This is a genomic window from Mycobacterium sp. NGS59, from assembly GCF_059812345.1.
This window is the reverse complement of record NZ_JCALCN010000019.1, coordinates 60,105-86,208: the sequence shown is the minus strand read 5'-3', so window position 1 is coordinate 86,208 and position 26,104 is coordinate 60,105. Positions and strand designations below refer to the sequence as shown.

28 protein-coding genes are annotated in these 26,104 nt (G+C 66.3%); 14 read left to right on the top strand and 14 right to left on the bottom strand.

Annotated elements, in window-relative coordinates:
* Positions 1-21 precede the first annotated feature (21 nt).
* Together AC5Y46_RS19370 and AC5Y46_RS19365 are read right to left on the bottom strand one after the other, a co-directional pair.
* Entirely contained in the window at positions 22-783 is a 762-nt protein-coding gene (locus AC5Y46_RS19370) for a DUF1684 domain-containing protein (RefSeq protein ID WP_499946141.1), read from the bottom strand.
* 116 nt (positions 784-899) lie between these two features.
* Positions 900-1,316 carry a hypothetical protein gene (locus tag AC5Y46_RS19365; RefSeq protein WP_499946142.1) on the bottom strand — a complete coding sequence of 139 codons (417 nt, stop codon included), beginning with the start codon at positions 1,314-1,316 and terminating at the stop codon, positions 900-902.
* A gap of 683 nt (positions 1,317-1,999) precedes the next feature.
* On the opposite strand from AC5Y46_RS19365, the gene AC5Y46_RS19360 reads away from it, so the two are divergent.
* Positions 2,000-2,332 (top strand): hypothetical protein, encoded by a 333-nt coding sequence (locus tag AC5Y46_RS19360; protein ID WP_499946143.1) that lies wholly within the window; start codon positions 2,000-2,002, stop codon positions 2,330-2,332.
* A gap of 72 nt (positions 2,333-2,404) precedes the next feature.
* Positions 2,405-2,809 carry a hypothetical protein gene (locus tag AC5Y46_RS19355; protein ID WP_499946144.1) on the top strand — a complete coding sequence of 135 codons (405 nt, stop codon included), beginning with the start codon at positions 2,405-2,407 and terminating at the stop codon, positions 2,807-2,809.
* On the opposite strand, the gene AC5Y46_RS19350 is transcribed toward AC5Y46_RS19355, so the two are convergent.
* The 3 genes from AC5Y46_RS19350 to AC5Y46_RS19340 all read right to left on the bottom strand — a co-directional run bounded on the left by AC5Y46_RS19350 (position 2,810) and on the right by AC5Y46_RS19340 (position 5,547).
* Positions 2,810-3,034, bottom strand: coding sequence for a hypothetical protein (locus AC5Y46_RS19350; RefSeq protein WP_499946145.1), 225 nt, complete (start codon positions 3,032-3,034; stop codon positions 2,810-2,812). It lies immediately after the preceding gene.
* A 112-nt stretch (positions 3,035-3,146) separates the two neighbouring features.
* Positions 3,147-4,187 carry an NAD(P)-dependent alcohol dehydrogenase gene (locus tag AC5Y46_RS19345; protein ID WP_499946146.1) on the bottom strand — a complete coding sequence of 347 codons (1,041 nt, stop codon included), beginning with the start codon at positions 4,185-4,187 and terminating at the stop codon, positions 3,147-3,149.
* A gap of 283 nt (positions 4,188-4,470) precedes the next feature.
* Complete coding sequence (locus AC5Y46_RS19340; protein ID WP_499946147.1) at positions 4,471-5,547, bottom strand: iron-siderophore ABC transporter substrate-binding protein; 1,077 nt, start codon at positions 5,545-5,547, stop codon at positions 4,471-4,473.
* Between the two features lie 197 nt (positions 5,548-5,744).
* Here AC5Y46_RS19340 and ctaD point away from each other — a divergent pair, with 197 nt between their 5' ends.
* From ctaD to AC5Y46_RS19300, 8 genes are all read left to right on the top strand, one after another.
* Entirely contained in the window at positions 5,745-7,505 is a 1,761-nt protein-coding gene (gene ctaD / locus AC5Y46_RS19335; protein ID WP_499946148.1) for an aa3-type cytochrome oxidase subunit I, read from the top strand.
* A 15-nt stretch (positions 7,506-7,520) separates the two neighbouring features.
* Entirely contained in the window at positions 7,521-8,750 is a 1,230-nt protein-coding gene (serB, locus tag AC5Y46_RS19330; RefSeq protein ID WP_499992533.1) for a phosphoserine phosphatase SerB, read from the top strand.
* Between the two features lie 126 nt (positions 8,751-8,876).
* The gene (locus AC5Y46_RS19325) at positions 8,877-9,728 is read left to right on the top strand and encodes an ABC transporter ATP-binding protein (protein ID WP_499941853.1); all 852 of its coding nucleotides are present in this window, start codon (positions 8,877-8,879) and stop codon (positions 9,726-9,728) included.
* Entirely contained in the window at positions 9,725-10,543 is an 819-nt protein-coding gene (locus AC5Y46_RS19320) for an NUDIX hydrolase (protein ID WP_499992532.1), read from the top strand. Before AC5Y46_RS19325 ends, AC5Y46_RS19320 begins: the two co-directional genes overlap by 4 nt.
* Positions 10,540-11,307 (top strand): enoyl-CoA hydratase, encoded by a 768-nt coding sequence (locus AC5Y46_RS19315; protein WP_499992531.1) that lies wholly within the window; start codon positions 10,540-10,542, stop codon positions 11,305-11,307. The genes AC5Y46_RS19320 and AC5Y46_RS19315 overlap by 4 nt, the downstream gene beginning before the upstream one ends.
* 10 nt (positions 11,308-11,317) lie before the next feature.
* Positions 11,318-12,301 (top strand): methyltransferase domain-containing protein, encoded by a 984-nt coding sequence (locus AC5Y46_RS19310; RefSeq protein WP_499992530.1) that lies wholly within the window; start codon positions 11,318-11,320, stop codon positions 12,299-12,301.
* 2 nt (positions 12,302-12,303) lie between these two features.
* Entirely contained in the window at positions 12,304-13,476 is a 1,173-nt protein-coding gene (locus AC5Y46_RS19305) for a class I SAM-dependent methyltransferase (protein WP_499992529.1), read from the top strand.
* A gap of 69 nt (positions 13,477-13,545) precedes the next feature.
* Positions 13,546-14,238, top strand: a complete 693-nt coding sequence (locus tag AC5Y46_RS19300) for an esterase (protein WP_499992528.1) — start codon at positions 13,546-13,548, stop codon at positions 14,236-14,238.
* Between the two features lie 6 nt (positions 14,239-14,244).
* Here the strand turns inward: AC5Y46_RS19300 and AC5Y46_RS19295 are convergent, their stop codons facing one another.
* Complete coding sequence (locus tag AC5Y46_RS19295) at positions 14,245-15,534, bottom strand: outer membrane protein assembly factor BamB family protein (protein WP_499992527.1); 1,290 nt, start codon at positions 15,532-15,534, stop codon at positions 14,245-14,247.
* 124 nt (positions 15,535-15,658) lie between these two features.
* On the opposite strand from AC5Y46_RS19295, the gene AC5Y46_RS19290 reads away from it, so the two are divergent.
* Positions 15,659-16,411, top strand: a complete 753-nt coding sequence (locus tag AC5Y46_RS19290) for an acyltransferase (protein ID WP_499992526.1) — start codon at positions 15,659-15,661, stop codon at positions 16,409-16,411.
* A gap of 51 nt (positions 16,412-16,462) precedes the next feature.
* On the opposite strand, the gene AC5Y46_RS19285 is transcribed toward AC5Y46_RS19290, so the two are convergent.
* From AC5Y46_RS19285 to AC5Y46_RS19275, 3 genes are read right to left on the bottom strand one after another with little or no spacing between them, the layout of a single operon-like run.
* Complete coding sequence (locus AC5Y46_RS19285) at positions 16,463-17,797, bottom strand: cryptochrome/photolyase family protein (RefSeq protein WP_499992525.1); 1,335 nt, start codon at positions 17,795-17,797, stop codon at positions 16,463-16,465.
* A 9-nt stretch (positions 17,798-17,806) separates the two neighbouring features.
* Positions 17,807-18,286, bottom strand: coding sequence for a TspO/MBR family protein (locus tag AC5Y46_RS19280; protein WP_499992524.1), 480 nt, complete (start codon positions 18,284-18,286; stop codon positions 17,807-17,809).
* On the bottom strand, positions 18,283-20,370 hold the full coding sequence (locus AC5Y46_RS19275; RefSeq protein ID WP_499992536.1) for an MMPL family transporter: 2,088 nt from the start codon (positions 20,368-20,370) through the stop codon (positions 18,283-18,285). Before AC5Y46_RS19275 ends, AC5Y46_RS19280 begins: the two co-directional genes overlap by 4 nt.
* A gap of 56 nt (positions 20,371-20,426) precedes the next feature.
* Here AC5Y46_RS19275 and AC5Y46_RS19270 point away from each other — a divergent pair, with 56 nt between their 5' ends.
* Positions 20,427-20,936, top strand: coding sequence for a MarR family winged helix-turn-helix transcriptional regulator (locus tag AC5Y46_RS19270; RefSeq protein ID WP_499992523.1), 510 nt, complete (start codon positions 20,427-20,429; stop codon positions 20,934-20,936).
* A 162-nt stretch (positions 20,937-21,098) separates the two neighbouring features.
* On the opposite strand, the gene AC5Y46_RS19265 is transcribed toward AC5Y46_RS19270, so the two are convergent.
* Complete coding sequence (locus AC5Y46_RS19265; protein ID WP_499941933.1) at positions 21,099-21,536, bottom strand: STAS domain-containing protein; 438 nt, start codon at positions 21,534-21,536, stop codon at positions 21,099-21,101.
* A 582-nt stretch (positions 21,537-22,118) separates the two neighbouring features.
* On the opposite strand from AC5Y46_RS19265, the gene fni reads away from it, so the two are divergent.
* Both fni and AC5Y46_RS19255 read left to right on the top strand, forming a co-directional pair.
* Positions 22,119-23,165 (top strand): type 2 isopentenyl-diphosphate Delta-isomerase, encoded by a 1,047-nt coding sequence (gene fni / locus AC5Y46_RS19260; protein ID WP_499992522.1) that lies wholly within the window; start codon positions 22,119-22,121, stop codon positions 23,163-23,165.
* 4 nt (positions 23,166-23,169) lie between these two features.
* Positions 23,170-24,486: a glycosyltransferase gene (locus AC5Y46_RS19255; RefSeq protein WP_499992521.1), complete on the top strand. Its 1,317-nt coding sequence runs from the start codon at positions 23,170-23,172 to the stop codon at positions 24,484-24,486.
* Here the strand turns inward: AC5Y46_RS19255 and AC5Y46_RS19250 are convergent.
* The 4 genes from AC5Y46_RS19250 to AC5Y46_RS19235 all read right to left on the bottom strand — a co-directional run bounded on the left by AC5Y46_RS19250 (position 24,389) and on the right by AC5Y46_RS19235 (position 26,053).
* Positions 24,389-24,904 (bottom strand): MarR family winged helix-turn-helix transcriptional regulator, encoded by a 516-nt coding sequence (locus AC5Y46_RS19250; RefSeq protein ID WP_499992535.1) that lies wholly within the window; start codon positions 24,902-24,904, stop codon positions 24,389-24,391. The genes AC5Y46_RS19255 and AC5Y46_RS19250 overlap by 98 nt on opposite strands.
* A 146-nt stretch (positions 24,905-25,050) precedes the next feature.
* Positions 25,051-25,386 (bottom strand): DUF3140 domain-containing protein, encoded by a 336-nt coding sequence (locus AC5Y46_RS19245; protein ID WP_499992520.1) that lies wholly within the window; start codon positions 25,384-25,386, stop codon positions 25,051-25,053.
* Positions 25,387-25,399: 13 nt separating this feature from the next.
* Positions 25,400-25,618, bottom strand: coding sequence for a hypervirulence associated TUDOR domain-containing protein (locus AC5Y46_RS19240; RefSeq protein WP_499992519.1), 219 nt, complete (start codon positions 25,616-25,618; stop codon positions 25,400-25,402).
* A gap of 69 nt (positions 25,619-25,687) precedes the next feature.
* Complete coding sequence (locus AC5Y46_RS19235) at positions 25,688-26,053, bottom strand: DUF2784 domain-containing protein (RefSeq protein WP_499992518.1); 366 nt, start codon at positions 26,051-26,053, stop codon at positions 25,688-25,690.
* Positions 26,054-26,104 lie beyond the last annotated feature (51 nt).

Here is a 26,104-nt window from a genome sequence, read left to right as displayed (position 1 = left end):
CGGCGGGTGGGTCCGATTGACCTAGCGCGGGTTCTTCTCGCCCGCTTCGACAGCGACCGTCAGCCTGTTTTCCGGCGGGGCCACCGGGCACGTCGCGTAGTCGGTGAAAGAACACGGCAAATTCGACGCCCGATTGAAGTCCAGCGTCACCCTGCCGTCGGGACCCGGTTCGGCGACCGAAAGTGCCCGGCCGCCAGGGTATGTCGTGACGCCACTGGTTTCGTCGGTGAACAACACATGCAGGGGGCCCGAGGCCGCACCGAACGCGACGAGTTGCAGTGCGACACCGCAAAGTTCGAACTCGATGACGCCGACGGCGTTCAGATGGTGTTCGAGCCCTTCGACGACAGCACCCGTCGTCACGGTTCGGGGCCGCTCATACCGGATGAATGTGCCTGGTACTGACCAGCTTTGATCAGGAGCGTAGGTGGGGATGCCGGTGTAGGTCAGCAGGTGCGGCGACTTGGGGTCGTGCACGCGCAGCGCGGCCGAACCGGTCCTGCGAATGACCTCGATGCGGCGATCGCCGGCGTCAACCAGCAACCCCGGCGCGCCTTCGACGGGTTCGAGCCGTTCGGTTCCGTCGATGCCCTGTACATAGACGGCCTCTGCGTCCGCTCGCCAGCGACCGGGAAGATCCGCCACCTCGTCGAAATCTTCTGTTAGCCAATACAATCCGGTCAAACTCACCCAACCCAGCGGGTCGCGGTAGTACTGTTCGCGTTCTCGGTGCCAGCGTTCCCACGCCGCCTCGAATGTCTCGGCTTGCACAGGCGTCGTCATCACCGTCCTGCTCCTTTGGTTGCGTCCATGAAGGTGGGGTACGAGTCGGAGCTGATCCCGGTCACCGGCGCGTCGTAGCGGTCTCGGGAACGTAATTGTTTACTCGTCGTAGATTATTAATGCGACGGGGGTGAGCCATAGTCCTCAACATATTTAACGCAGAACTTTATCGCTTCCTTGAGTTGTTCACCTCGGTAACCTTCTGCCTGCATAGTAGCTTGGCAGCGCTTCTGAGTTTCAGACTCCCAGGGCTTTGTGGATAGCACGACGAAGAAAATACCTATAAGTATTACGACCAAAGCTGCAACCCCGAAAGCAATCATCATTTTCTTTGAGTCGGGCGAGGCGGCGGCCCATTTTTGAGAAATTGAGTCCAAAGGGGACGCTCCGACGCTACCCATGCCGCCAAGAGGGGGAGGTCCTCCAGGATCCGGCAACTTGTCGCGCCGTCCATGCCAGCGATTTCCGTCCCAATACACCTCAGAATCATTGTCATTGGGGTCCGGATACCATCCGGCGGGTTTAACAGGCATGACATCCCCTCAGGATCGGTCGACCGCCGCACGGGCCGCTGGCGAGTAAAACCCAAGTTCTAAAGCTGATTACCGGAGGATATGTCGACGTGCATCAAGCGTCCAGGAAGGATTCGTCCGAGAGCGCCATGCCAGCAAGTAATAGGTGCAACGGCCGCACAACTACGACACGGTGGCCGAGCTGGTTACCGAGCGCAGCGCCAAATCGCAGGGCCGGCTTCAAGGTCCGCAGCTAGCGAGAAGGGCGCCAACGCAGACCCAGGACGGCAGCGGCAACGGGCAGCCCATCACCTTGCACTGCTCGTCCATCATGGTCGCTGCAGCAGCACGCCAGTCAGATGCCGTTGTTTAATAGTTGAGTGCGTCCGATTTCCTTTCGCATTGGACCCATCAGGAACGCAGAATTCAATAGTCACAGCTGTCACAAAGATTTCGGGCTGTGACGACGAAAAATCAAAAATCCACGACCCAATTCAGGGAAACGGCCACGCCGATGGCTGCCGAAAGTTAATGTCGTTGCGGGGTTCGGGGCGGAGATTGCCGGGGGGCATCGCGCGTTACCGCTGGTCTATTCAGTCATAACTTGTCGTGCGCCTTGGACGAGGCATGCGCACAAACCACATCAAAGTATCCCGACGACTCCATCGTCGGGGTTCATCAATGACCCCTGCTCGGAGAACGCAATGAAGAAAACCATCATTGGCGGCATCGGCGCCGCCATAACCGCAACCGGCGCAATGTTATTCGCTGCGGCGCCGGCGCAGGCCGACGTATTCACCGTGTGCCCCTCGGGCATGAGTGGAGTTTCGACCGAAGACACCAGCTGCGCTTTTGCCGACAATGTTCGCTTCGCCTGGTACGCGCAGCCTGGAACCATCGTCACGGCATACAGCCCGGTCACTCGCGAGACGTACACGATGCAATGCACTCCGACGTCGACAACGTATTGGCTCGAGGCGAAGCGCTGTGTGGGTGTGAACTCTTACGGCACCGGATTGATCGTCTACGTCGATTAGCGCAGTCAATCGCAGATCGGCACTCCCTGGCGCCTGGCGTCGACTCATTCAAGACTTTCGAAGGAGAACTCAATGACTACTGCACCAAAGCCGGGATGGTATCCCGCCCCGAATGGCCGAGGACAACGATGGTGGGACGGCCAGGCGTGGGGTCCGGACGCCCCTCAGCCCTGGAATTCGGCGCCGCCATTTGCGCCGGCTGTGACACTTCCTCCGCAGGAGAAATCGAGCGAGATCGCTTTGCTCCTCACTGTGCTGTGGCCGGGCGGAGGACACCTCTACCTAGGCTTGACGCAAAAGGCGATCCCATATGTCGTTGCCAACGCGATCGGTCTCGCGTTCGGCTTACTGCTCTTCATTCTGCTTCCGATCGCGGTGGTGATCTGGGTGGTGACTCTGTGCATGACGGTCGGCAGCGTTTCGAGGGACACCTATTTGGTCAACGACGCAATTCGTCGCGGCCATCGCATTAATTGATCACGCGGGGTTATCACTGCCCAGACCGTTGTCGGCCAAATAGGTCACTGCAAACCACCGCCGGTGCGGGCTCTCGTATTCCTCGGTGGCAGTGGCGCGCTCCAACCGAACGTCGGTCAGGTGCGGATTCTGCGCGCGCACAGCGTCTTCGAGTGCGGCATGCAACGCATCGCCGGCCAGAGCGGCGCCGGCGAGCGCCTTTCCGTCGTATCTCGCCCAACTCACGCCCTACATCTTGCTCCGAATTCCGGCAGCAGGTGTTCGGCCCACGAACGGCGCGTTCCGGCCTGCCGTCGCCGGCACCGACGAGCACGGGGAAGCCGCCGGGGCGGCAGCCTCACATGCGTGAGATGTCGATGACGAAGCGGTAGCGCACGTCGCTGGCCAGCACCCGCTCGTAGGCCTCGTTGACGTAATCGGGTGCGATGACTTCGATTTCGGGCGTGACGTCGTGTTCGGCGCAGAAGTCGAGCATCTCCTGGGTCTCGGCGATGCCGCCGATGTTGGACCCGGCCAGGCTGCGGCGCGCCAGCGCCAGCGCGAAGGCCGGCACCGGCATGGGGTGCTCGGGAATGCCCAGTTCGACGAGCGTGCCGTCGACGTCGAGCAGACCGAGGTACTTGCTCAGGTCGAGGTTGGCGGACACGGTGTTCAGGATCAGGTCGAAGCTGCCGCGCAGCTTCTTGAAGGTCTCCGGGTCCGCGGTCGCGTAGTAATCGCTTGCCCCCAAGCGCAATCCGTCTTCCATCTTCTTCAGCGACTGCGACAGCACGCTCACCTGGCAGCCCATCGCCGCGCCCAGCTTGACGCCCACGTGACCCAATCCACCCAGGCCGATGATCGCCAACCGGGTGTCCTGGCCGGCCTTCCAGTGCCGCAGCGGCGAGAACAGCGTGATGCCCGCGCACAGCAGCGGCGCCGCCTTGTCCAGAGGCAACGACTCGGGAATCCGGACCACGAAATTCTCGTCGACGACGACGGCCTGGCTGTACCCGCCGTAGGTGCGGGTGCCGTCCTTGTCGATGCCGTTGTAGGTCATGGTCGCGCCCCGCTTGCAGTACTGCTCGAGTCCGGCCTTACAACGGCTGCACTGCTGGCAGGAGTTCACCATGCAGCCCACCCCGACGTGGTCGCCGACCTTGTGCTTGGTCACCTCGGAGCCGACAGCACTCACCACGCCCGCGATCTCGTGGCCCGGGACGACGGGGTAGCTGGGCACGCCCCATTCGGCCTTGACGGTGTGGATGTCGGAATGGCAGATCCCGGCGAACTTGATGTCGATGGCCACGTCGTGCGGCCCCGGTTCGCGGCGTTCGATGGTGGTCTTGGTCAGCGGCTCGGTGGCCGAGGTGGCGGCGTAGGCCTGCACAGTGCTCATCTGTAGATCCCTTTTTCGATTGGTTCGCTATATAAAAGCTTAGCTAAGGTAACGGTCGGGGGCCAAACGCTTATTCCACGGCCCCGGCGGCCACGCGCGAAACGCAGCGCTCAGCCCGTAATCTGTGAGTCGGATTTCTGCTGGTTGTGGGAGGTTGGGTGGTCATGTGAACGCCGAATTCGGTCCCTACCTGCTGTTGGAAGTCCTCGGCGAGGGCGGCATGGGCCGAGTGTTCCGGTGCTCGGCATCGCGATGACCCGGACGCGGGTACCCGGGCCCCCGACTAGTTGATCGGGGCGTTGATCCAGCGCAGGTCGCCGAGGATGCCTCGGGCGGCGACGAGCCCTCTGCCGGACTGCCAGATCTCGTCGTTGACGACGAAGACCCGGTTGTCCCGGTTGGCGCCCAGCTTGCGCCACGGGCCGCTGTCCAGGATGGTGCCGGCGCGGTCGGTGGCGGCCTGGGTCGCACATGACACATAGATGATGTCGCCGTCGGCTGCGGAGAAGTCCGGGTTTCTGGCCAGGTCAGCGTCCGTGCTGCCGAACTCCAGGTAGGGCTTGTCGGTGAACCGCTGAGGTCCCGGTCGGTCCACTTTGGCAGCGGTCAGCACGCTGGCCGGGAAGTTGTCGGCACCGTAGACCCGCAAAGTGGTCTCCGTCAGCTGGACCACCGAGACCTGAAAATGTGGCGCGTCGTGTTTGGCCGCGAAGTCGCCGGCGCGCTGGTTGAAGCTGTCGATCAGGGCCGCGGCGGCAGCCGCCCGCCCGGTCGCTGCGCCGACGCCGCGCAGATTGTCCATCCAGGCCGCGCCCGGTGCCGCGGTGAACACCGTCGGCGCGATCGCCGCCAGCTGCGGGTACAAGGTCGGCGTCAGCGCCACCGAACCCAGGATCAAATCCGGGCGGGCGCCGGCCACGGCCGCCAGATCCGGCGAGTCGCTCGAGCCTGCGTTGGGTGCGTCGTGCAGCGCTTTCCCCAAGTAGGAGGGGTGACTTGCGGCCGCGACGACGCGGGATTGCAGGCCCAGCGCGCACAGTGCGTCCAACTGGTCACCGGAGAGCACCACGATGCGCTGCGGGTCGGCGGGCACCTTGGCTTCGGCGGGGGTGACACCCGCGACGTTGCGCGCTGACCGGGTCGGCGGTCCGGGATCGACCGCGGCGGCTTCGGGGGCACACGACTCGTCGGGCCTGCGGTCGTTGCCCAGCACCCCGGCACCGGCGATCTGGGTGGTGGGGCTGATCAGCGAACGCGACGTCGCCGCGGACGGGTCGTCGGATCCGCAGCCACCGGCGCTCAGCACGACCGCGGCCAGGAACACGACGCCCAGACAGTGTCGCGGGCCGCCGGATCGCACGCCTTCGACGTTAACATCCGACCAGCTCAGGCCCGTCGATCGCGGCGGGCGACCGGCGTCACACGCGGCGATTACGACAGTTTGTAGGACCAGACCTTCCGCGAACCTGATCGGGGGCTAAGATTCAGAAACATGTACTGGGATTCCACCTCGGTACCGTTGTGCGCCCCTGTCCGGATGGATGTTTGGAGGAGCTGTTGACAGCCGAAGCGCCCCCGCGGGGAGAACTCGAGGCCGTCCGTCCCTACCCGGCCCGGACGGGTCCCAAGGGAAACCTGATCTACAAGCTGATCACCACGACCGATCACAAGCTGATCGGCATCATGTACTGCGTCACCTGCTTCATCTTCTTCATGGTGGGCGGGCTGCTGGCGCTGCTGATGCGCACGGAGTTGGCAAGTCCGGGTCTGCAGTTCCTGTCGAATGAGCAGTTCAACCAGCTGTTCACCATGCACGGCACGATCATGCTGCTGTTCTATGCCACGCCGATCGTGTTCGGTTTCGCAAACCTGGTGCTGCCGTTGCAGATCGGCGCGCCCGACGTGGCGTTCCCGCGGCTGAACGCCTTCTCGTTCTGGCTGTTCCTGTTCGGCGCTCTGATCGCGACGGCCGGCTTCATCACCCCGGGAGGCGCCGCCGACTTCGGCTGGACCGCCTACACCCCGCTCACCGACGCCATCCACTCACCCGGTGTCGGCGGCGACCTGTGGATCATGGGACTGGCCGTCGCCGGTCTGGGCACCATCCTCGGTGGCGTCAACATGATCACCACCGTGGTGTGCATGCGCGCGCCCGGGATGACGATGTTCCGGATGCCGATCTTCACCTGGAACATCCTGGTGACGTCGATCCTGGTGCTGATCGCGTTCCCGCTGCTGACCGCGGCGTTGTTCGGGCTTGCTGCCGACCGGCACCTGGGAGCCCACATCTACGACCCGGCCAACGGCGGAGTCCTGTTGTGGCAGCACCTGTTCTGGTTCTTCGGTCACCCCGAGGTGTACATCATCGCGTTGCCGTTCTTCGGGATCGTGACCGAGGTGCTGCCGGTGTTCTCCCGCAAGCCGATCTTCGGCTACACGACGCTGGTGTACGCGACGCTGGCCATCGCGGCGCTGTCGGTAGCGGTGTGGGCGCACCACATGTTCGCCACTGGCGCGGTGCTGTTGCCGTTCTTCTCGTTCATGACGTTCCTGATCGCGGTGCCCACCGGAATCAAGTTCTTCAACTGGGCCGGCACCATGTGGAAGGGGCAACTCACCTTCGAGACACCGATGCTGTTCTCGGTCGGCTTCCTGGTCACGTTCCTGTTGGGCGGGCTCAGCGGAGTGCTGCTGGCCAGCCCGCCGCTGGACTTCCACGTCACCGACAGCTACTTCGTCGTCGCGCACTTCCACTACGTGCTGTTCGGCACGATCGTGTTCGCCACCTACGCCGGCATCTACTTCTGGTTCCCGAAGATGACCGGCCGGCTGCTCGACGAGCGGCTGGGCAAGGTGCACTTCTGGCTGACCTTCATCGGTTTCCACACCACGTTCCTGGTCCAGCACTGGGTCGGTGACATGGGCATGCCGCGCCGCTACGCCGACTACCTGTCCATCGACGGGTTCCAGCCGTTCAACGTCGTCTCGACGGTCGGGGCCTTCATTCTCGGTGCGTCGATGTTCCCGTTCGTCTGGAACGTCTTCAAGAGCTGGCGCTACGGCGAGGTCGTCACCGTCGACGACCCGTGGGGTTACGGCAACTCCCTCGAGTGGGCCACCAGCTGCCCGCCGCCGCGGCACAACTTCACCGAACTGCCCCGGATCCGTTCGGAGCGGCCGGCTTTCGAGTTGCACTACCCGTACATGGTGGAACGGATGCGCAACGAAGCACACATCGGCCGGCACGCCACGGCCGGCGAGTCCCCGAAGGGATTCGGTCCACGCACCGAACCCGATCGCGGGACTAGTGAGCAGTAGCGGCGGCAGTCGCGGGTGAATTCCTCACCCAAAGTGTCGGTGCTGATCACGGTCACCGGCATCGATAAGCCCGGCGTGACGTCCGCGCTCTTCGAGGTGTTGTCCGGACACGGCGTCGAGTTGCTCAACGTCGAACAGGTGGTGATCCGCAACCGGCTGACGCTGGGTGTCCTGGTGTCCTGCCTGCCGGAAGTCGCCGACGGCACTTCGTTGCGCGACGACGTGCAGACGGCCGTCCACGGGATGGGCCTGGACGCGACGGTCGAGCGCAGCGGCGACGTGCCGATCATCGGCAAGCCGTCCACCCACATCATCTTCGTGCTGGGCCGGCCGATCACGGCGGGCGCGTTCGGGGCGGTGGCACGCGAGGCGGCCACGCTGGGCGTCAACATCGATTTCATCCGCGGGGTCTCGGACTATCCGGTCACCGGATTGGAGCTGCGGGTCTCGGTGCCCCCCGGCGCCTACGGTCCGTTGCAGACCGCGTTGACCAAGGTCGCCGCCGACGAGCACGTCGACGTGGCCCTCGAGGACTACGGACTGGCCTGGCGCACCAAACGGCTGATCGTGTTCGACGTGGACTCCACCCTGGTCCAAGGCGAGGTCATCGAGATGCTGGCGGCTCGCGCCGGCGCCCAGGGCCAGGTCGCGGCGATCACCGAGGCGGCCATGCGCGGCGAACTGGACTTCGCCGAGTCGCTGGAGCAGCGGGTGGCCACATTGGCGGGCCTGCCGGCGTCGGTGATCGACGAAGTCGCCGAACAACTGGAGCTGATGCCCGGCGCCCGGACCACGCTGAGGACGTTGCAGCGGTTGGGTTTTCGGTGTGGTGTGGTCTCCGGCGGTTTCCGGCGCATCATCGAGCCGCTGGCGCAGGATCTGAAACTGGACTTCGTCGCCGCCAACGATCTCGAGATCGTCGACGGCACGCTCACCGGGCGGGTTGCGGGACCGATCGTGGACCGGCCCGGCAAGGCCACAGCCTTGCGCGCGTTCGCCGCGCAGTACGGCGTGCCGATGGAACAGACCGTCGCGGTCGGCGACGGCGCCAATGACATCGACATGCTCGCCGCGGCAGGCATGGGCGTGGCGTTCAACGCCAAACCCGCGCTGCGCGAGGTCGCCGACGCGTCCTTGAGCCATCCGTACCTGGACACCGTGCTGTTTCTGCTGGGCGTGACCCGCGGCGAGATCGAGGCGGCCGACGCGGTGGACGGCGTGATGCGCCGCGTCGAGATCCCCTGAGCCTGGGCGCGAGCAGACGCAGAATCGCACGAAATCTGCGATTTCAGTGCGATTCTGCGTCTGCTGACCGCGCCGGGCGCGGCGACGCACCGGTGTACGTGACCCGGCAGCGCTCGCAGGCATGGGGTGCGGCACGATGGTCGGGTGGCCGAACTCGAAGCCGATCCCGACCTGCTGATCGACTTCAGGGACGTGTCGCTGCGCAGGGGCGGGCGCACATTGGTGGGACCGCTGGACTGGGCCGTCGAACTCGACGAACGCTGGGTGATCATCGGCCCCAACGGCGCCGGCAAGACATCGCTGCTGCGCATCGCCGCCGCATCCGAGCACCCGTCCTCCGGGGTCGCGTTCGTGCTGGGGGAGCGGCTGGGCCGGGTCGACGTCAGCGAGCTGCGGTCGCGGATCGGCCTGAGTTCGTCGTCGCTGGCCCAGCGGGTGCCCGACAACGAGGTGGTGCGCGACCTCGTCGTGTCGGCCGGTTATTCGGTGCTGGGCCGGTGGCGGGAGAGCTACGAGGACGTCGACTACCGGCGGGCGCTGGACATGCTGGAAAGCCTGGGGGCCGAGCACCTCGCCGACCGCCTCTACGGCACGCTGTCCGAGGGTGAGCGCAAACGGGTGCTGATCGCACGCGCGCTGATGACCGACCCCGAGCTGCTGCTGCTCGACGAGCCCGCCGCCGGCCTGGATCTGGGTGGCCGCGAGGAGCTGGTGGCGCGCCTGGCCGACCTGGCCGCCGACCCCGACGCTCCCGCGCTGGTGTTGGTCACCCATCACGTGGAAGAGGTGCCGCCGGGCTTCAGCCACTGCCTGCTGCTGTCGGAGGCTCAGGTGGTCGCCTCCGGCCTGTTGCCCGACGTCCTGACGGCCGAGAACCTTTCGGCGGCGTTCGGGCAGCGGATCGCCCTGGACGTGGTCGACGGACGGTACTTCGCCCGGCGGGTTCGCGCTCGGGCGGCACATCGGAGGCAGGCATGAACGAACCGCACGTGCCCCTGACGCCGCGCCCGGCGTCCACGGTGATGCTGGTCCGGGACGCGCCCGGCGGCTTGCAGGTGTTCCTGATGCGCCGGCATTCGCAGATGGAGTTCGCGCCGGGAGTGATCGTGTTCCCCGGCGGCGGTGTCGACGACCGTGACCGCAACGCCGAGATCGGGTGGGCCGGGCCGCCGCCGCAGTGGTGGGCACAGCGCTTCGGCATCGACGTCGGGTTGGCCGAGGCGCTGGTCTGCGCGGCGGCGCGGGAGACGTTCGAGGAATCCGGTGTGCTGTTCGCCGGGCCCGCCGACGACCCGGACAGCATCATCAGCGATGCCTCGGTTTACGGCGACGCCCGCCGCGCCCTGGCCGACCACACACTGTCCTTCGCCGACTTTTTGCGCCAGGAGAACCTGGTGTTGCGCAGCGACCTGTTGCGGCCGTGGGCGAACTGGGTGACCCCTGAGGCAGAGCGCACCCGCCGGTACGACACCTATTTCTTCGTCGCGGCGCTGCCGCACGGACAGCGCGCCGACGGGGACAACACCGAATCCGACCGCGCCGAATGGGCACTGCCGCAGGACACCATCGCCGAGTTCGAGGCCGGCCGCAACGTGCTGCTGCCGCCGACCTGGACACAGCTGGACGCGCTGGCCGGCCGCACCGTCGACGACGTGCTGGCCGTCGAGCGCCAGATCGACGCCGTCCAGCCGCTGTTGGAGAAGCGGGGCGACAACTGGGTGTTCGAGTTCTTCGACTCCGACCGCTACCACGAGGCCCGCAAAGCGGGTGGCTTCATGGACTGGCCGCTTTGAGCGAGTTCGTCAGCGTCGTCGTCAGCGACGGCACGCAGGACGCCGGCCTGGCCATGCTGCTGCTGTCCCGGCCTCCCACCAACGCGTTGACGCGCCAGGTCTACCGCGAAATCGTCGCCGCCGCCGGCGAATTGGGCCGCCGCGATGACGTGGCCGCGGTCATCCTGTTCGGCGGCCACGAGATCTTCTCCGCCGGCGACGACATGCCCGAACTGCGCACCTTGACCGCCGCCGAGGCCGGCACCGCCGCTCAGGTGCGCCGCGAGGCCATCGACGCCGTGGCAGCGATCCCCAAGCCCACCGTCGCGGCCATCACCGGGTACGCGCTGGGCGCCGGTCTGACGCTGGCGCTGGCCGCCGACTGGCGGGTCAGCGGCGACAACGTCAAGTTCGGCGCGACCGAGATCCTGGCCGGACTGATTCCCGGCGGTGGCGGGATGGCCCGGCTCACTCATGTGGTGGGTTCCAGCAGGGCCAAGGAACTGGTGTTCAGCGGCCGGTTCTTCGACGCCGAGGAAGCCCTTGCGCTCGGCCTGATCGACGACATGGTGGCCCCGGACAACGTCTACGACGCCGCGGCGACGTGGGCCAGGCGCTTCCTGGACGGTCCCGCACCGGCGCTGGCGGCAGCCAAGGCCGGCATCAACGACGTGTACGGGGCAGCGACGGCAACCGAGCGGGCGGACGCCGAACAACGGCGTTACGTCGACGTGTTCGCCGCAGCTCAGGACGGCGGGACCGACGGCGATCGGCACGGCGGATAGGCTGCCCTGCATGACGAGGACCACGCAAATCCCCGCAGACGCCGCTCCCAACCCGCACGCCACCGCCGAAGAAGTGGAAGCCGCGCGGCACGACAGCAAGCTCGCCCAGGTGCTCTACCACGACTGGGAAGCCGAGAACTACGACGAGAAGTGGTCGATCTCCTACGACCAGCGCTGTGTGGACTACGCGCGGGGCCGATTCGACGCGATCGTCCCGGACGAGGTGATCCGCGAACTGCCCTACGACCGCGCCCTCGAATTGGGTTGTGGCACAGGCTTCTTCCTGCTCAACTTGATCCAGGCCGGAGTCGCCCGGCGCGGGTCGGTCACCGACCTGTCGCCGGGCATGGTCAAGGTCGCCACCCGCAACGGGCAGTCGCTGGGCCTGGACATCGACGGCCGCGTCGCCGACGCCGAGGGCATCCCGTACGACGACGACACCTTCGACCTGGTGGTCGGTCATGCCGTGCTGCACCACATTCCCGACGTCGAACTGTCGCTGCGTGAGGTGATCCGGGTGCTCAAGCCGGGTGGGCGGTTCGTGTTCGCCGGCGAGCCCACCTCGGTCGGCAATGTCTACGCACGTGAGCTGTCCACCCTGACCTGGCGGCTGGCCACCAACATCACCAAGTTGCCCGGGCTGGGCAGCTGGCGGCGGCCGCAGGAAGAGCTCGACGAATCCTCGCGCGCCGCGGCCCTCGAGGCCGTCGTCGACCTGCACACGTTCTCGCCGCAGGACCTGGAACGGATGGCCGCCAACGCCGGCGCGGTGCAGGTCGAGACCGCCAGCGAGGAATTCACCGCCGCGATGTTCGGCTGGCCGGTGCGCACCTTCGAAGCTTCGGTGCCGCCGGGGCGTCTGGGTTGGGGCTGGGCGAGGTTCGCCTTCAACGGTTGGAAGGCCCTGAGCTGGGTGGACGCCAACGTCTGGCGGCACGTGGCCCCGAAGGGCTGGTTCTACAACGTCATGGTCACCGGGGTCAAACCGTCCTGAGCTTGTTCGACTCGGACGCCGTCAGCTATCTGCGGTCCGGCCCGGGTACCGCCGCGCTGGCGGCGGTCGACGAATTCGAGTTGAGCGAAGCCAGCCGGATAGCCGACGTTGCAGCGGTCCGCGCCCGGTTCGGCGATCGGGCTTCGGTGTTGGTGGAAACCACGTTGCTACGCCGGAAAGCGCAGGAGAAGCTCGGTGCGCTCGGCGACGTCTCGCACTGGCTGTTCACCGGCGAGGCGCTGCAGCAGGCCACCGCCGCACCCGTCGCGCGCCACCGCGCCCGCCGGTTGGCCGGGCGCGTCGTGCACGACGTGACCTGTTCCATCGGCACCGAGTTGGCCGCGCTGCGCACGGTGGCGACCCGCGCCGTCGGCAGCGACATCGACCCGGTCAGGCTGGCGATGGCACGCCACAACCTGGGGGCGGATGCCGACCTGTGCCGCGCCGATGCGTTGGCGCCGGTGACCCGCGACGCCGCCGTCGTCGTCGACCCGGCACGGCGCAGCGGTGGGCGCCGCCGGTTCGACCCGCGCGACTATCAACCAGCGCTGGACGCAGTGCTGGACTGCTACCGCGACCGGGATCTGGTCGTGAAGTGCGCTCCGGGAATCGATTTCGATCAGGTCAGGCGGCTCGGTTTCGCCGGTGAGATCGAGGTCACGTCGCATCGCGGCTCCGTCCGCGAAGCGTGCCTGTGGTCACCGGGGCTGGCCGAGCCGGGCGTGCGCCGACGCGCCAGCATCCTGGACCGCGACGAGCAGCTCACCTCATCCGACCCCGACGACTGTCCGGTACGTGGCGTCGGGCGCTGGATCGTCGACCCCGACGGCGCCGTCGTACGCGCCGGATTGGTCCGTCAATACGCCGCGCGGCACCGATTGTGGCAACTGGACCCCGACATCGCCTACCTGTCCGGTGACCACCTGCCGGCGGGGGTGCGTGGCTTCGAGGTGCTCGAACAGACGGTTTTCGACGAGCGGCGGTTGCGTCAGGCGCTGTCCGCGCTGAACTGCGGCGCGCTGGAGATCCTGGTGCGCGGGATCGCGGTGGACCCCGATGCGCTGCGCCGGCGGCTGCGGCTGCGTGGGGATCGGCCACTGTCGGTGGTCATCGCCCGCATCGGCACGGGGGCCGCCAGTCAGGCCCTGGCCTACGTTTGCCGGCCCTCGCGGTAACGCCGGGTACGCTGACGGCGAATCCTATATAAGACACATGCCTTCTTGGTCTGCGAGGACATTTCGACGATGCGCTTTCTGATGGCGGCCGCTCTATCGGCTGCTGTGCTTGTTTCGGGCTTGCCGGCTGTTGGCACGGCGACGGCCGCGCCGCCGTCCTGCGCCAGTCTCGGCGGCTCGGTCGAGGCCGCCCAGATCTGCCATATCCACCAATCCAGCACCACCTACACGCTGGACATCACGTTCCCGGTCGACTATCCCGACCAGCAGGCGCTGACCGACTACATCGCGCAGAACCGCGACGGGTTCGTCAACGTCGCGCAGGGATCGGGTCGGCGCGACCAGCCGTATCAGATGGACGCCACCAACGAGCAACACAGTTCCGGCCAGCCGCACAACACGCGCAGTGTGGTGCTCAAGTTCTTCCAGGATCTCGGCGGGGCCCGCCCCTCGAGCTGGTACAAGGCCTTCAACTACAACGTGACCGCCAAGCAGCCGATCACCTTCGACACGTTGTTCGCGCCCAACTCCAATCCGCTGGACGCCATCTTCCCGATCGTGCAGCGCGAACTGGAACACCAGAGTGGGGTGGGGGTGGGTGTGTCGGCCGGGGCCGGCCACGACCCGACCAACTATCAGAACTTCGCGATCACCGACGACGCGCTGATCTTCTACTTCGCCCAGGGCGAGTTGCTGCCGTCGTTCGCGGGAGCCACTCAGGTCCAGGTGCCCCGCAGCGCCATCCCGCCGCTGGCTCTCTGAGTCCTGTCAGGCCGGGTCGAAGCTGTAGACCTGGCCGTCGCTGGTACCGACCACCACCCGGCGGTCCTTGCCGACCGAAACCCCCACGGGAAAGCCGGTGGCGGCCGGGAGCGGATAGCTCTCGGTGGTGCGGCCATTGGACGGGTCGAACACCAGTAGCGACATGCCCGGTGCGTTGTCGTGCGGGGGACCGGCCACCACCGTGTAACCGACGCCGCCGCCGGCCAGGCTCGACGTGGACAACGGCGTGACGTCCTCGCGCCGCCAGATCACCTCGGCGTGGTCGCCGGCGTCACGGAACGAGGCGAGCCGGGTGTCGGGGCCACCACCGGACAAAATCAGCCCCTGCGGCGTGACCGACGGTGGTGTCTGTGCCGAGAAACCAAGTGGCGCAGACCATTTGGGCTTACCGTCGGCCGCATGCAACGCCCAGAGACGCTGGTCGCGGCCGTTGACGTAGATCGTGGACCCGTCGGCCGAGAGCACCGGGCTGGCCAGCACGCCGGCGCCGACGGCATCGCTGGTCCACTCGCGGGCGAGCTGTCCCCCTTGATACTTCAGCCCGACCAGCCCGGCGGCCGGCGCCCCGGGTTGCCAGACACCGATCACCACCGTTCCGGTGGTCTGCGAGAACGCCGGAGCCGCCGCGACCGGGCACGCCGGGCGGGCCGGCGCACAGTCGGCCAGCCCCCGCGTCGCATCGGCGGGATCCACCCCCTCCACCAGGTCCAGGGCGCTGCCGACGACTGCACCGCGGTGGGTGTCGAACACCAGTATCTGTCCCAGGTGCGTGCTGACCAGTAGGTGTCCGTCGCCCAGAAACCTTGGCGTCGTCGGCATTCCGATCACGGGCTCACGCCACCGGGTCCACTGCGTCGGCGGGAACGAGATGATCGCGCCGGGCTGGCCGACGTAGAGGTTGTCGAAGCCGTCGAAGACCGGACCGCCGAAGCCGCCGCCCTGGACCAGCCGGATGCACCAGCGCTGCCGTCCGTTGCCGATCTCCCACTCCATGAAGGAGCAACCGGCCGGCGTCTGCGCGTTCAGCGCGAGGTAGCCGCGCGCGCCCAGGGCCGGGCCGGCCGCCAGCGTCCCTTTGACCGACCGTGTCCAGCGCAGGCTGAGCTTGCTGGCACCCGCCGTCGCCGTGTAGCTGCTGTTGGCGGCGTCGGCGTACTGCGCCGGCCAGCCCGGCGCGGCCACCGCGTCGACCCAGGAGTCGGTATTGCCGCAACCACCGAGCCCGACGGTGAGCGCGGCCGCCGAAACGGCTGCCAGCAGACGTCGGGCGAACACGGTTTCCTTTCGAGGCTTTCGAGTACAGGTGAGGGTAACCCGCCGCCTCGTCGTTACGTCTGATTGCCCGACCCCACAGCCCGCCGTTCCGCCGCGCATCGTCGGCGGACTAGGCTTTCGGGCCATGACGAGCATGTGGGGTGCTCCGCTGCATCGCCGGTGGCGTGGCTCCCGAATCAGGGACCCGCGCCAGGCCAATTTCCTCACCCTGGCGTCGTTGAAGTGGGTGCTGCGCAACAAGGCCTACACGCCGTGGTACCTGGTGCGATACTGGCGGCTGCTGAAGTTCAAGCTGCAGAACCCGCACATCATCACCCGCGGCATGGTGTTCCTGGGCAAGGGCGTGGAAATCCATTGCACTCCCGAGTTGGCGCAGCTGGAGATCGGCCGCTGGGTGCACATCGGCGACAAGAACACGATCCGCGCGCACGAAGGTTCGCTGCGCTTCGGCGACAAGGTGGTTCTCGGTCGCGACAACGTGATCAACTGCTACCTGGACATCGAGCTCGGCGATTCGGCGCTGATGGCCGACTGGTGCTACGTCTGCGACTTCGACCATCGCATGGACGACATCACGCTGCCGATCAAAGACCAGGGCATCATCAAGTCGCCGGTGCGGATCGGACCGGACACGTGGGTCGGGGTCAAGGTGTCGGTGCTGCGCGGCACATCGGTCGGACGGGGTTGTGTGCTGGGCTCGCACGCCGTGGTGCGCGGCGTCATACCGGACTATTCGATCGCGGTGGGCGCGCCGGCGAAGGTGGTCAAGAACCGCAAACTGTCCTGGGAGACCTCAGCCGCCCAGCGCGCCGAACTGGCCGCCGCGCTGGCCGACATCGAACGCAAGAAGGCGGCGAACCAGTCCGGCATCGGTTAGCCGCCCGTGTGTCGGCTGATAGTGGCACGTCACGCGGGTTCGCCGAAGCCTTCAGCTGATGTCGCTGTAGCGGCGCAGAGCCTCGGTGCGTTCGGCTGCATGGTCGACGATCGGGTCGCGATATCCGGGCGGGCGGTGGCCTTTTCGTAGCTGCACGTCGCTCGCCTCACGCAGTTCAGGCACCCAGCGCCGAATGTAATCTCCTGTGGGATCGAACTTTTCGCCCTGCGTGACGGGGTTGAACACCCGGAAGTAGGGTGCCGCGTCGGTGCCGGAACCGGCGCACCACTGCCAGCCGTGCTGGTTGTTGGCCATGTCGCCGTCAACGAGTTGCTCGAGAAACCAGCCCGCTCCCCACTGCCACGGCAGGTGTAGGTCCTTGACCAGAAAAGAGGCGACGATCATCCGTACCCGGTTGTGCAGGAACCCGGTCTCGCGCAGTTGCCGCATCCCGGCGTCCACTATCGGGTATCCCGTCTGTCCGGCTTTCCAGGCCTCGAAGCGGCGCGTGGCCTCGGCATCCGTGTCGGTCTCGATGGCGTCGAAGTCGCGGTTCCAGTTCCACCAGACGCTGTGCGGCCAGTGATACAACACCGCGGCGTAGAAGTCGCGAAAAGCCAACTCCCGCAGGTACACCGAGTCGCCTTTGCGCTGCGGGTCGAGATCGGAGACCAACGTGCGCGGATGGATGGTGCCGAACTTCAGGTGTGCCGACATCCGACTGGTGCCGGGCAGGTCGGGCCGGTTGCGGTCCTGCTCATAGCGGGACAACCCATCGTCGACGAACGTCGCCCACTGCGAAACTGCCGCCGCTTCACCGGCTTTCACGTCGAGTTCGACGCCGGGGTCGGGGATCTTGCACGGCTGGACGCCGAGTTGCGCCGGATCGACCCACTGTGCCGAGCCGGCGTCCGACTTGGCGGGCGCCCGCCAACCCACCTCACGCCAGCGACGAAAGTACGGTGTGAACACCTTGTAGGGGGTGTCGTCGTCCTTGGTGACACGTCCGGGTGAGGCCAGATACGGAGATCCGGTCGCCACCAACGGCACTCGACCCAACGCGGTGCGCACCCGTTCGTCGCGTTTGCGGCCGTACGGCGCGAAATCTTCGGAGATGTGTACCGCCGAGGCACCAACCTGCTTGGCTAACTCCGGGATTCGCTTCTCCGGCTGCCCGCGTACCACCAGCAGACGACCGTCGAGCTGGGCGCTGAGTTGCCGCAGCGAATCACCCAGGAACTGCAACCGTCGCGGTCCTGACGACGCTTCCAGTCGCGGATCGAGCACAAAGCAGCCAAGCACCTGCCCGTCGCTCTCGGCGGCGGCGATCAACGCCGGGTGGTCGCGCACCCGAAGATCGCGCCGAAACCACAACAGGGAAGGCATGATCGGCCCCTAACGGTTGAGTCGCCAGATGTGGCTCGACAGCACGGTGGCGAATGCACACCACAACGGGTAGGGCGCGAGCGCCGCGCCGGCGCGGGGGTCGGCCTCGGCGGCCCTTCTGGCCAGATCGGCGCTGCTGGCCGTGAGTGCCGCGGCGCCGAGCGCGGAGGCGCCCAGTTTGTGGTAACGGAAGAACAGCCAGCTCCAGCTTGCGTTGAGGACGAGATTGCCTCCCAATGCGGCGATGTAGCGACGCGCCTTGTCGTCGTGACCCGCGGCACGCAATTTGTCGATGACCACCGCGGAGGTGGCGGCGATGTCGGTGTACAGGGTGGTCCAGGCCACCGGGAATGCGGCGCTGGGCGGCTGATAGGGCGGCTTGCGGATGCGCGCGTACCAGAGCGGGGTGCGGCCCGGGTTGGCGGCACCTCCGGCGACGGCGGTGGCGGCGACGGCCAGACCGGTGCCTGCCAGGGTCGATCTGTTCACGTTGACTCCGTTCGGTTTTGCGCGGTGGACGCCGCGGTGGAAAGTCGACTGGGCCACCAGATGCGATCACCGATCACGGCGAACAGCGCGGGAATGACGAGTGTCCGCACCACGAAAGTGTCCAACAAAATACCCAGGCCCACGATGATGCCCAGTTGAGTCATCACGATCAGGGGCAGCACGCCGAGAACGCAGAAGACCGCGGCCAGAACGATTCCCGCACTTGTGATCACTCCACCGGTGGCCGACACCGCGCGGATCATTCCGTCCCGCGCACCATGATCGGCGGACTCTTCACGCGCCCGGGTGACCAGGAAGATGGTGTAGTCCACGCCCAGTGCGGCCAGGAACAGGAAGGCGTAGAGCGGGGTGGAATTGTCCAGGGCGGGGAAACCGAACACGTGCATGCTGGCCCAGCCGCCAAGACCTAACGCGGCCAGCGCACCCAGGATCGTCGCCGCCAGCAGCGTGGGCGGTGCCAACGCGGATCGCAACAGCACCGCCAGGACGACGAGGATGACCGCGAGGATCGCCGGGATCAACAGCGTCCGGTCACGCACGGCGGCGTCGCGCACATCCAGCGCCTGCGCGTCGGGTCCGCCGACCAGAGCCTCGGGTGTGGCGGCCTTGGTCGAAAGACGTAACGCACCAACGGTATTGAATGCCTGCGGGGACGACGGTGCGGCATCGATGACCACCGACCACTTGGTGAGTCCCGACGACGAAGTGCCTGCGGGGTTCGCCGACACGACACCGGGTGTGGAGATGATGGCCTGTTGCACCTGCGCTGCGTGGGTGGTGGGGGCGACCACTTCGGTCGGGTTCGCCGAACCGGCGGGAAAATGGGCGGCCACGATCTCGAACCCGGTCACCGAATCTGCCTTGACCCGAAACTGTTCCGTCTGCGACAGCCCGATCCGGACACCGAGCAGGCCGGTCGCCAGGGCCGCCAACAACACGATCGTGACCGACGCGACGACCGCTGGGCGCCGTGCCACGCGTTCGGCGATGGAGTGCCAGAGGCCGATCTTGATGGTCTGGGTGTCGTCCGGTTGTGGGACGAACGGCCAGAACAACCGTCGTCCGAACAAAGCCAGCAGCGGCGGCAACAGCACCAGCACCGACATTGCGGCGACGATCAGTCCGCACGCCGCAAGCGCACCCAGGCTGCGGGTGCTGGGAGTGGACGCGAAGATCAGCGTCAGCAGCGCCAAGACCACGGTCGCGTTACTGGCAACGATTGCGGGCCCGGCCATCCGGACGGCTTGGCGCAGCGCGTCACGGTGCTCGCGGTGCAGTCGAAGTTCTTGGCGGTAGCGCGAAATCAGCAGCAGCGCATAGTTGGTGCCCGCGCCGAACACCAACACGCTGGTGATGCCCGAAGTCGCGCCGTCGAAGCTCAGGCCGGTCAGCGAGGCCACCGCGGTACCCACCGAGGCCGCTACCCGGTCGGCGAATCCGATCACCACCAGCGGAACCAGCCACAGCACCGGCGAACGGTAGGTGGCGATCAGCAGCAGCGCCACCACCGACGCGGTCACTATCAGCAAGGTGACGTTGGCGTCACTGAACGCGTTCGCGATATCGGCGCCGAATGCCGGCCCGCCGGTCACATGCGCCGAAAGGCCGTCCGGCAAGCCGGAGCCCGCGGCATCGCGCAGTGCGGCAACGGCATCGTGCAACGCCAGACCGGACAGTTCACCACTGATCGGTACCACCCCGATCCCGGCCCTGCCGTCGGCCGAGACGAAGACGGGCCCCGGCCCCGATCCCCGTTGCGCGATGGCCTGCATGCGATCTCGGGCCTGTTCGGTTGCGCGTTGGAGCGCGGCGGCGTCGACGTCCGCGCCGCCGCTACTGCTGACAACGACGATCAGGGGGTTGAGGTCGCCACCGGGAAATTGGGCGGACAGCTGCTGTACCTTCGCTGAATCGGCATCCCTCGGCACCGACAACGGCGCCTGGCTTGCCGCTGCGTTCCCACCGATCAACGTCATGAAACCGGTCCCCAGCAGAAAAACTCCCAGAGCAATAACCCACGAGCGCCGGCCGCTGAGCCTCGCGGCGAATCCCTCCCACACAATGCAAGCATTTCAGTCGTTTAACCATTAATCAACTGAAATGACCGCGGATCGGCGATATGCTGCGAATCACAATGGATCCTGAGCAGCAGGGCGCGGGCCGCGATGCGCTGGAGTCGCAGATCTCTGCCGATCTGCGGGAGTTGTCCACCGCGTCCGATCAGATCGGCCGGCATTTCGCCGTGTCCCAGGACGTGCGGCCCACCGACTTTCGTGCGCTGTTGCACATCATGGTCGCCGAAACCGCTGGGCAACCGATGACATCGGGCGATCTGAGTCAGCGGATGGGTCTGTCGGGTGCGGCGATCACCTATCTGGTGGACCGGTTGATCGACTCCGGCCACATCCGTCGTGAATCCCATCCAGCCGACCGGCGAAAGGTCATCCTGCGTTACTCCGATCCCGGACTGGCGACCGCCCGGTCGTTCTTCACTCCGCTGCGCCGACACACCACCTCCGCCCTCCGTGATCTTCCCGACGCTGATCTGGCCGCTGCCCACCGGGTTTTCACCGCGCTGATTGCCGCTATGCGCCACTATCAGACGGAACTGGGCAGCGCCGCGCCCTGAGGTCGCGGTCATGCCGTCGCCTTGTCGACTCTTTCGATCGGTTGCCGATGGTCCGTCGATGCCCTCGGCCATGGTGCGATGGAGAACGGAATCGATTGCAGCGCAACCGGATCCGTGAGTTCAGCCGGCGCGGGCGGTCGTGGGCATCACCGTTGGCTGAAACTATCTCGCGAGGCGCAGCAGCAGTTGCCGGCGGCCCACCAGCGCGTCTTCGACGAGCTGAAGGGCTTCCGGCACCGACTTGACCAGCGGGAGGCCGTGATCGGTGACGATGCGAAGCAGCGGACGCATGGCGCTGCCGGTGACGATTCCGCAGTACAGTCCCGCGGTGTGCTGCCGGTGGTGCAGCGCGAGCAGTTCCTGGAAACCGTCGATGCCGAGAAACTTCAAGTGGGTCAGGTCGATTATGAGTGGAGTTCCGACCTTGGTGAATCGGCCGAGCTCCGCGGCGACGCGCCCGGCATTTGCCGCGTCGATTTCCCCGTCTATCCGCAAGACGGTGGCCAGGCTGCGGGCATAGACGAAAATGTGCGCCTTACCGCAGTCGATGACGTAGCGGTAGCGGGGGTGGGTCTGGTCAGGTGAATCTACAGCGTGCATCACAACGTGGCCTATCGGGTGGTTCTGAAGCGGGGCGAAGAACGACCTTTCTCGTGTCGCTTCGCTGAGATGGCAGCTGGCTACTCAACTGATGCATAGCCTAGCCGGATACGCGCAGCTGGGCGCAGGGAAAAAATCAGCGTGGTCGCGTACCGTCCGGAAACAGCGGCCCAGCGGGCAAAGTTTTCGTTTCGCGGATAGGCTCGCCCCGGCCGAACGGAGCGGGGAGACGCCCGCCGCGGCAGAAAGTCGGGGAACGGTGCCGCGGCGGACGTCTCGGATTCACCGAGCGCTCGACGGTTGGGCTCCCGGCCGCTGCGGTCATGCTCTACTTTAGCTTAACTGCTTTAATCATTCACAAAATTAACAAAACTGTCCGTCTCGCGTAGGCTGACAGGAAGTGGACCCGCGTCGCGGGCGCCGTAATCGTGCCTGTTTGTTCCTGGAGTGGGTACTACCAGACGATGGATCGAGAGAGATCGTGACCATGCCCGGCAAGACCGTCGATAGTCTCGGTTCGGTGGTGGGCTACCGCGAAATTGCCGTTCCTGTCAGCTCCGGCGCCGGAAGGTCCGCGTACCCATGACCGGTGACCGGGCCGAAATGACCACGCGCAAAAGGCGTCACATCGACGTGTGCCTGGACGGGGACGTGACCTTTCACGGCGTCAGTACCGGACTCGAGCGCTACCGCCTGCCCTACAACGCACTCACCCAGACCAATCTCGGCGATGTGGACCTGTCCGTCGAATTCCTCGGCAAGCGCCTGCGTGCGCCGGTCCTGGTGGGCGCGATGACCGGGGGAGCGGAGCTATCGGGCACGATCAACCGAAACCTGGCCACCGCCGCGCAGCGGCTCGGGATCGGCATGATGCTCGGCTCGCAGCGAGTGATGCTGGACAGCGCGCTGGGCGAGCGCGCCGCCGCCAGCTTCGCCGTACGCGAGGTGGCACCCGACGTGTTGTTGTTCGGCAACATCGGCTTGTCCCAGTTCACCAAGGACGCGGTGCCGGACATCACCCGGGCGCTAGACCGGGTTGGAGCCGATGTGCTTGCGGTACATACCAATCCGCTGCAGGAGGCCATGCAGCAGCACGGGGACACCGACTTTTCCGGGTCGCTCGACCGTCTGCACGACGTAGTCCCGATGCTCGATCATCCGGTGCTGCTCAAGGAGGTGGGGCACGGCATCGGTGGCGCGGCCGTCGCCGAGCTGCTGCGATTGACAGGCGCGCCACCGGTGGCGGCTATCGACGTCGCGGGCGCCGGCGGCACGTCATGGTCGCGCGTCGAGCAGCTGGTCCGTCACGGCGAGCTTCGCTATCCGGATCTGGCCGACTGGGGAATTCCTACCGTGCAGGCACTTTCGGAGGTTCGCGCGCAGCTGCCGGTGTTCCCGCTGGTCGCTTCCGGCGGAATCCGGACCGGCATGGACGCGGCCAAGGCACTCGCCCTGGGCGCTGACGTGGTGGCGGTTGCGCGCCCGTTGCTTGCCGCCGCGATCGAATCCGCCGACGCCGCAACGGCCTGGCTGCAACGCTTCGTCGACGAGCTTCGCATCTGCCTGCACGGATGCGGTGCCGCAGATCTGCCCGCGCTGCGTGGACTCGGCGTGGCATCTGTCATCTAGAGCTATGGCGGTAATCCTCGCTTACGGCGCACCGGCGCTGGGTCATGTCTACCCGTTGGGCGCACTGCTCGTGGAGTTGGTCGCGCGCGGTCACCGGGTGCACCTGCGCACGATGGCGAGCGAGGTCGACACCATGCGGCAGGTCGGTGTCACCGCCGAGGCCGTCGACCCGCGCATCGAGGCCATCGTCGGCGACGACTATTCTGCGCGTGGGGCTTTCGGCGTACTGAAGAGGTCGATAGACGTACTGTGCCGCCGGGCGGTGATCGAGGTCGACGACCTGCGGCGCGCGGTCGCCCAGGTACAGCCCGACGCAATCATCGTCGACGCGAATTGCTGGGGCGCGATTTCGGCCGCTGAGGCGGACGGCATTGGCTGGTCGGTGTTTTCACCGTTCACCCCGTACCTGCGCTCCCGCGGGACGCCGCCGTTCGGCCCGGGTATGCGGCCGCTGCCGGGTGTCGCGGGCGCGGTGCGTGACGCCGGGCTGCGAGCCGTGGTTCGCTATCTGTTCGACCGCCCGATGTTGCCCCGCGTCAACGCCCTTCGCGCAGGACTCGGCGTACCCGCCGTCAACTCCGTGGATGAGTTGATGCGCCGAGCGCCGCTGTTGTTGGCGGTCGGCGGCGAGCCCTTCGAGTACCCGCACCCGGACTGGAGCGATGTGGTGCACTTCATCGGAGCGTGTGTCTTCGAGCGGCCCGGCACGCCAACTCCGCACTGGCTGGACGAAATCGACCGGCCGGTGGTGCTGGTCAACACGTCCTCTATCGCGCAAGGCGACGCCAAGCTGGGAGAGATGGCGTTGCGCGCGTTGGCCGATGAGCCGGTACATGTCGTCGCGACCTTCCCGGCCGGTGTGCCTGCCGGTTTGCCGCGGACTTCCAACGCGACGGTGTGCCGGTTTCTGCCGCACGGACCGGTGCTCGATCGCGCGGTCTGTGTCATCACCCACGGCGGAATGGGAACGACGGTCAAGGCTCTCGACCGCGGTGTCCCGGTCTGCGTCGTGCCGTTTGCCCGCGATCAAGCCGAAGTGGCGCGCCGGGTGCAGGTCGCCGACTGCGGGGTTCGGCTACCGTCCCGCAAGCTGAACCCGGCACGGTTGCGCCGATGTGTGCTCGAAGCAGCGACCAAGGTGCCGGCAGCCCGCCGGGTGGCCGCCGGTTTCGCCGCTACCGGTGGCGTGACGCGAGGGGCGGAACTGATCGAAGACCGCGTCGTCAACTTCGCGAGGCGTTCGACCGAGATGATCCCTGACGCCGTCGCGGCGCCTGTGCGCCTCGCTCCGGCTTCGCCGACGCAGCCGAAGGACGGTTGACCAACTCCGCTTCGAAGGTCGACATGGCCCCGATCATGGTTTGAAAAACCCGGTGCGCGGCCGCGAGATCTTTATCGGTCAGGCTGGCCATCGCGTCGCTCAGATGGGTTCCGAGTGGGCTGAAGAACGAATGCGCCAAGTCCATGCCCTGATCCTCGTAACGCAACAGCCACTTGCGTCGGTCTTCGGGGTCGGGCTCGCGGCGTATATGGCCGGCCTCGATCATCCGGTCGACGAGATAGGTGATGGCCGGCGGCGAAACGTCCATGCGATGGCGCAATTGGGCCAACGTCAGAGGTTCTCCGGCCGTTTCGGCCACCATGATGTGCAGCAGGGCGTGAAAGTCGCTGCTGCTCACCTTGTTCACGCGCGCGAAATGCCGTCCGATCCGGTCCGATCTCGCCGTGATCGCGCGCATATCGGCCGACAGCAGCTTTTCCAGCTCTGCCCGTCCATGCGCGGGTTCATTAGCGCGGCGTCTGCTCACTACCCGGTACCTCCATCAGATGCAGGGTACGCGTCCAGAAAGGGGGCGTGAGCGCAACGTCCGGTTTCGGCAACGCTTTACGCCTTGGCCGGGTCGTGACCCCAGTTCATCAGCGAATAGCGCCACGAGGTGTTCTCGATGTCACCTTCGGGGCGCTGAGCGAGGTGCCGTTTGGCGTAGCCGAGCACCTTGCGCATGTGCTTGTAGTCGTCGTCGTCCAGGTCCGCCCGTTTGGTTCTGAGGATGTCGACAATCCGCCGACCGCTGGCGTGTCCGGTCGATTCCTTGCCGCCGCGCTTTTGGCCGACACCTCGCGATTCGTCTGTCGCGAGCCACTTCTCGAGTTCACGTGCGGTCATGTTGACCGTGTTCTTGAATTCTTTCCAGGTCGCGGCGCTGTCGGTCTTGGGCATCTATCAGTCCTCTTCACTTGCCGGTGCGCTTCAACGCGCTCGGTTTGTGTACCGCGTCTTTCCCGGTCTTGTCGCTTCGCACCTTGTACTGCGGTTCGTCTTTGGACGCCTTGACCTTTCGACCGGCTGTCTCGATGTCGGAGGTGATCTTCTTCTCGACCTTCCCTTTCACGGTTTGGCCGTGGCTCTTCCACTCCACGCTGTCGCCTTTGCGTAATTCCTTGTCGCTCAATTCGGTTCACCTTCCTCGTGACATCCGGCCCCACGGTCGGGGACCCGGCTGCGGTTCAGCGCAAAATACCTACCGGTCCCGAATTCGCTGGACAGCCAGCGCAACCCACGACACTGCGGCGGCGATGAAGGCGAGAAGTTGCGCGGTGCCGGTACGGTCGGCCGGGTACACCACCCCGGCGACATAACGGCCGACGAAACCGTCGTTCGGCAGAGGTTCCATCCCGGCTCGCGCGCGGGCCCACGCTTCCAGACTGGTCAGCGGGCACGGCAGCTTCAGGGTGACGACGCCGATTCCCCAGCACACGGTCGGCACGTGCAGCCACAATGTGCGCCGCCACCGCAGCGCCAGAAAGCCGCCGCTCGGCAGGTAGACCAGATACGCCAGATGAGCGACCACGCTGGCGACGACGACGGCGAAACATGCTTTCCTCATCGCTGATTCAGCGTAGAAGATGTGCTTCGACGGCACACCGGCCGGTTGTTG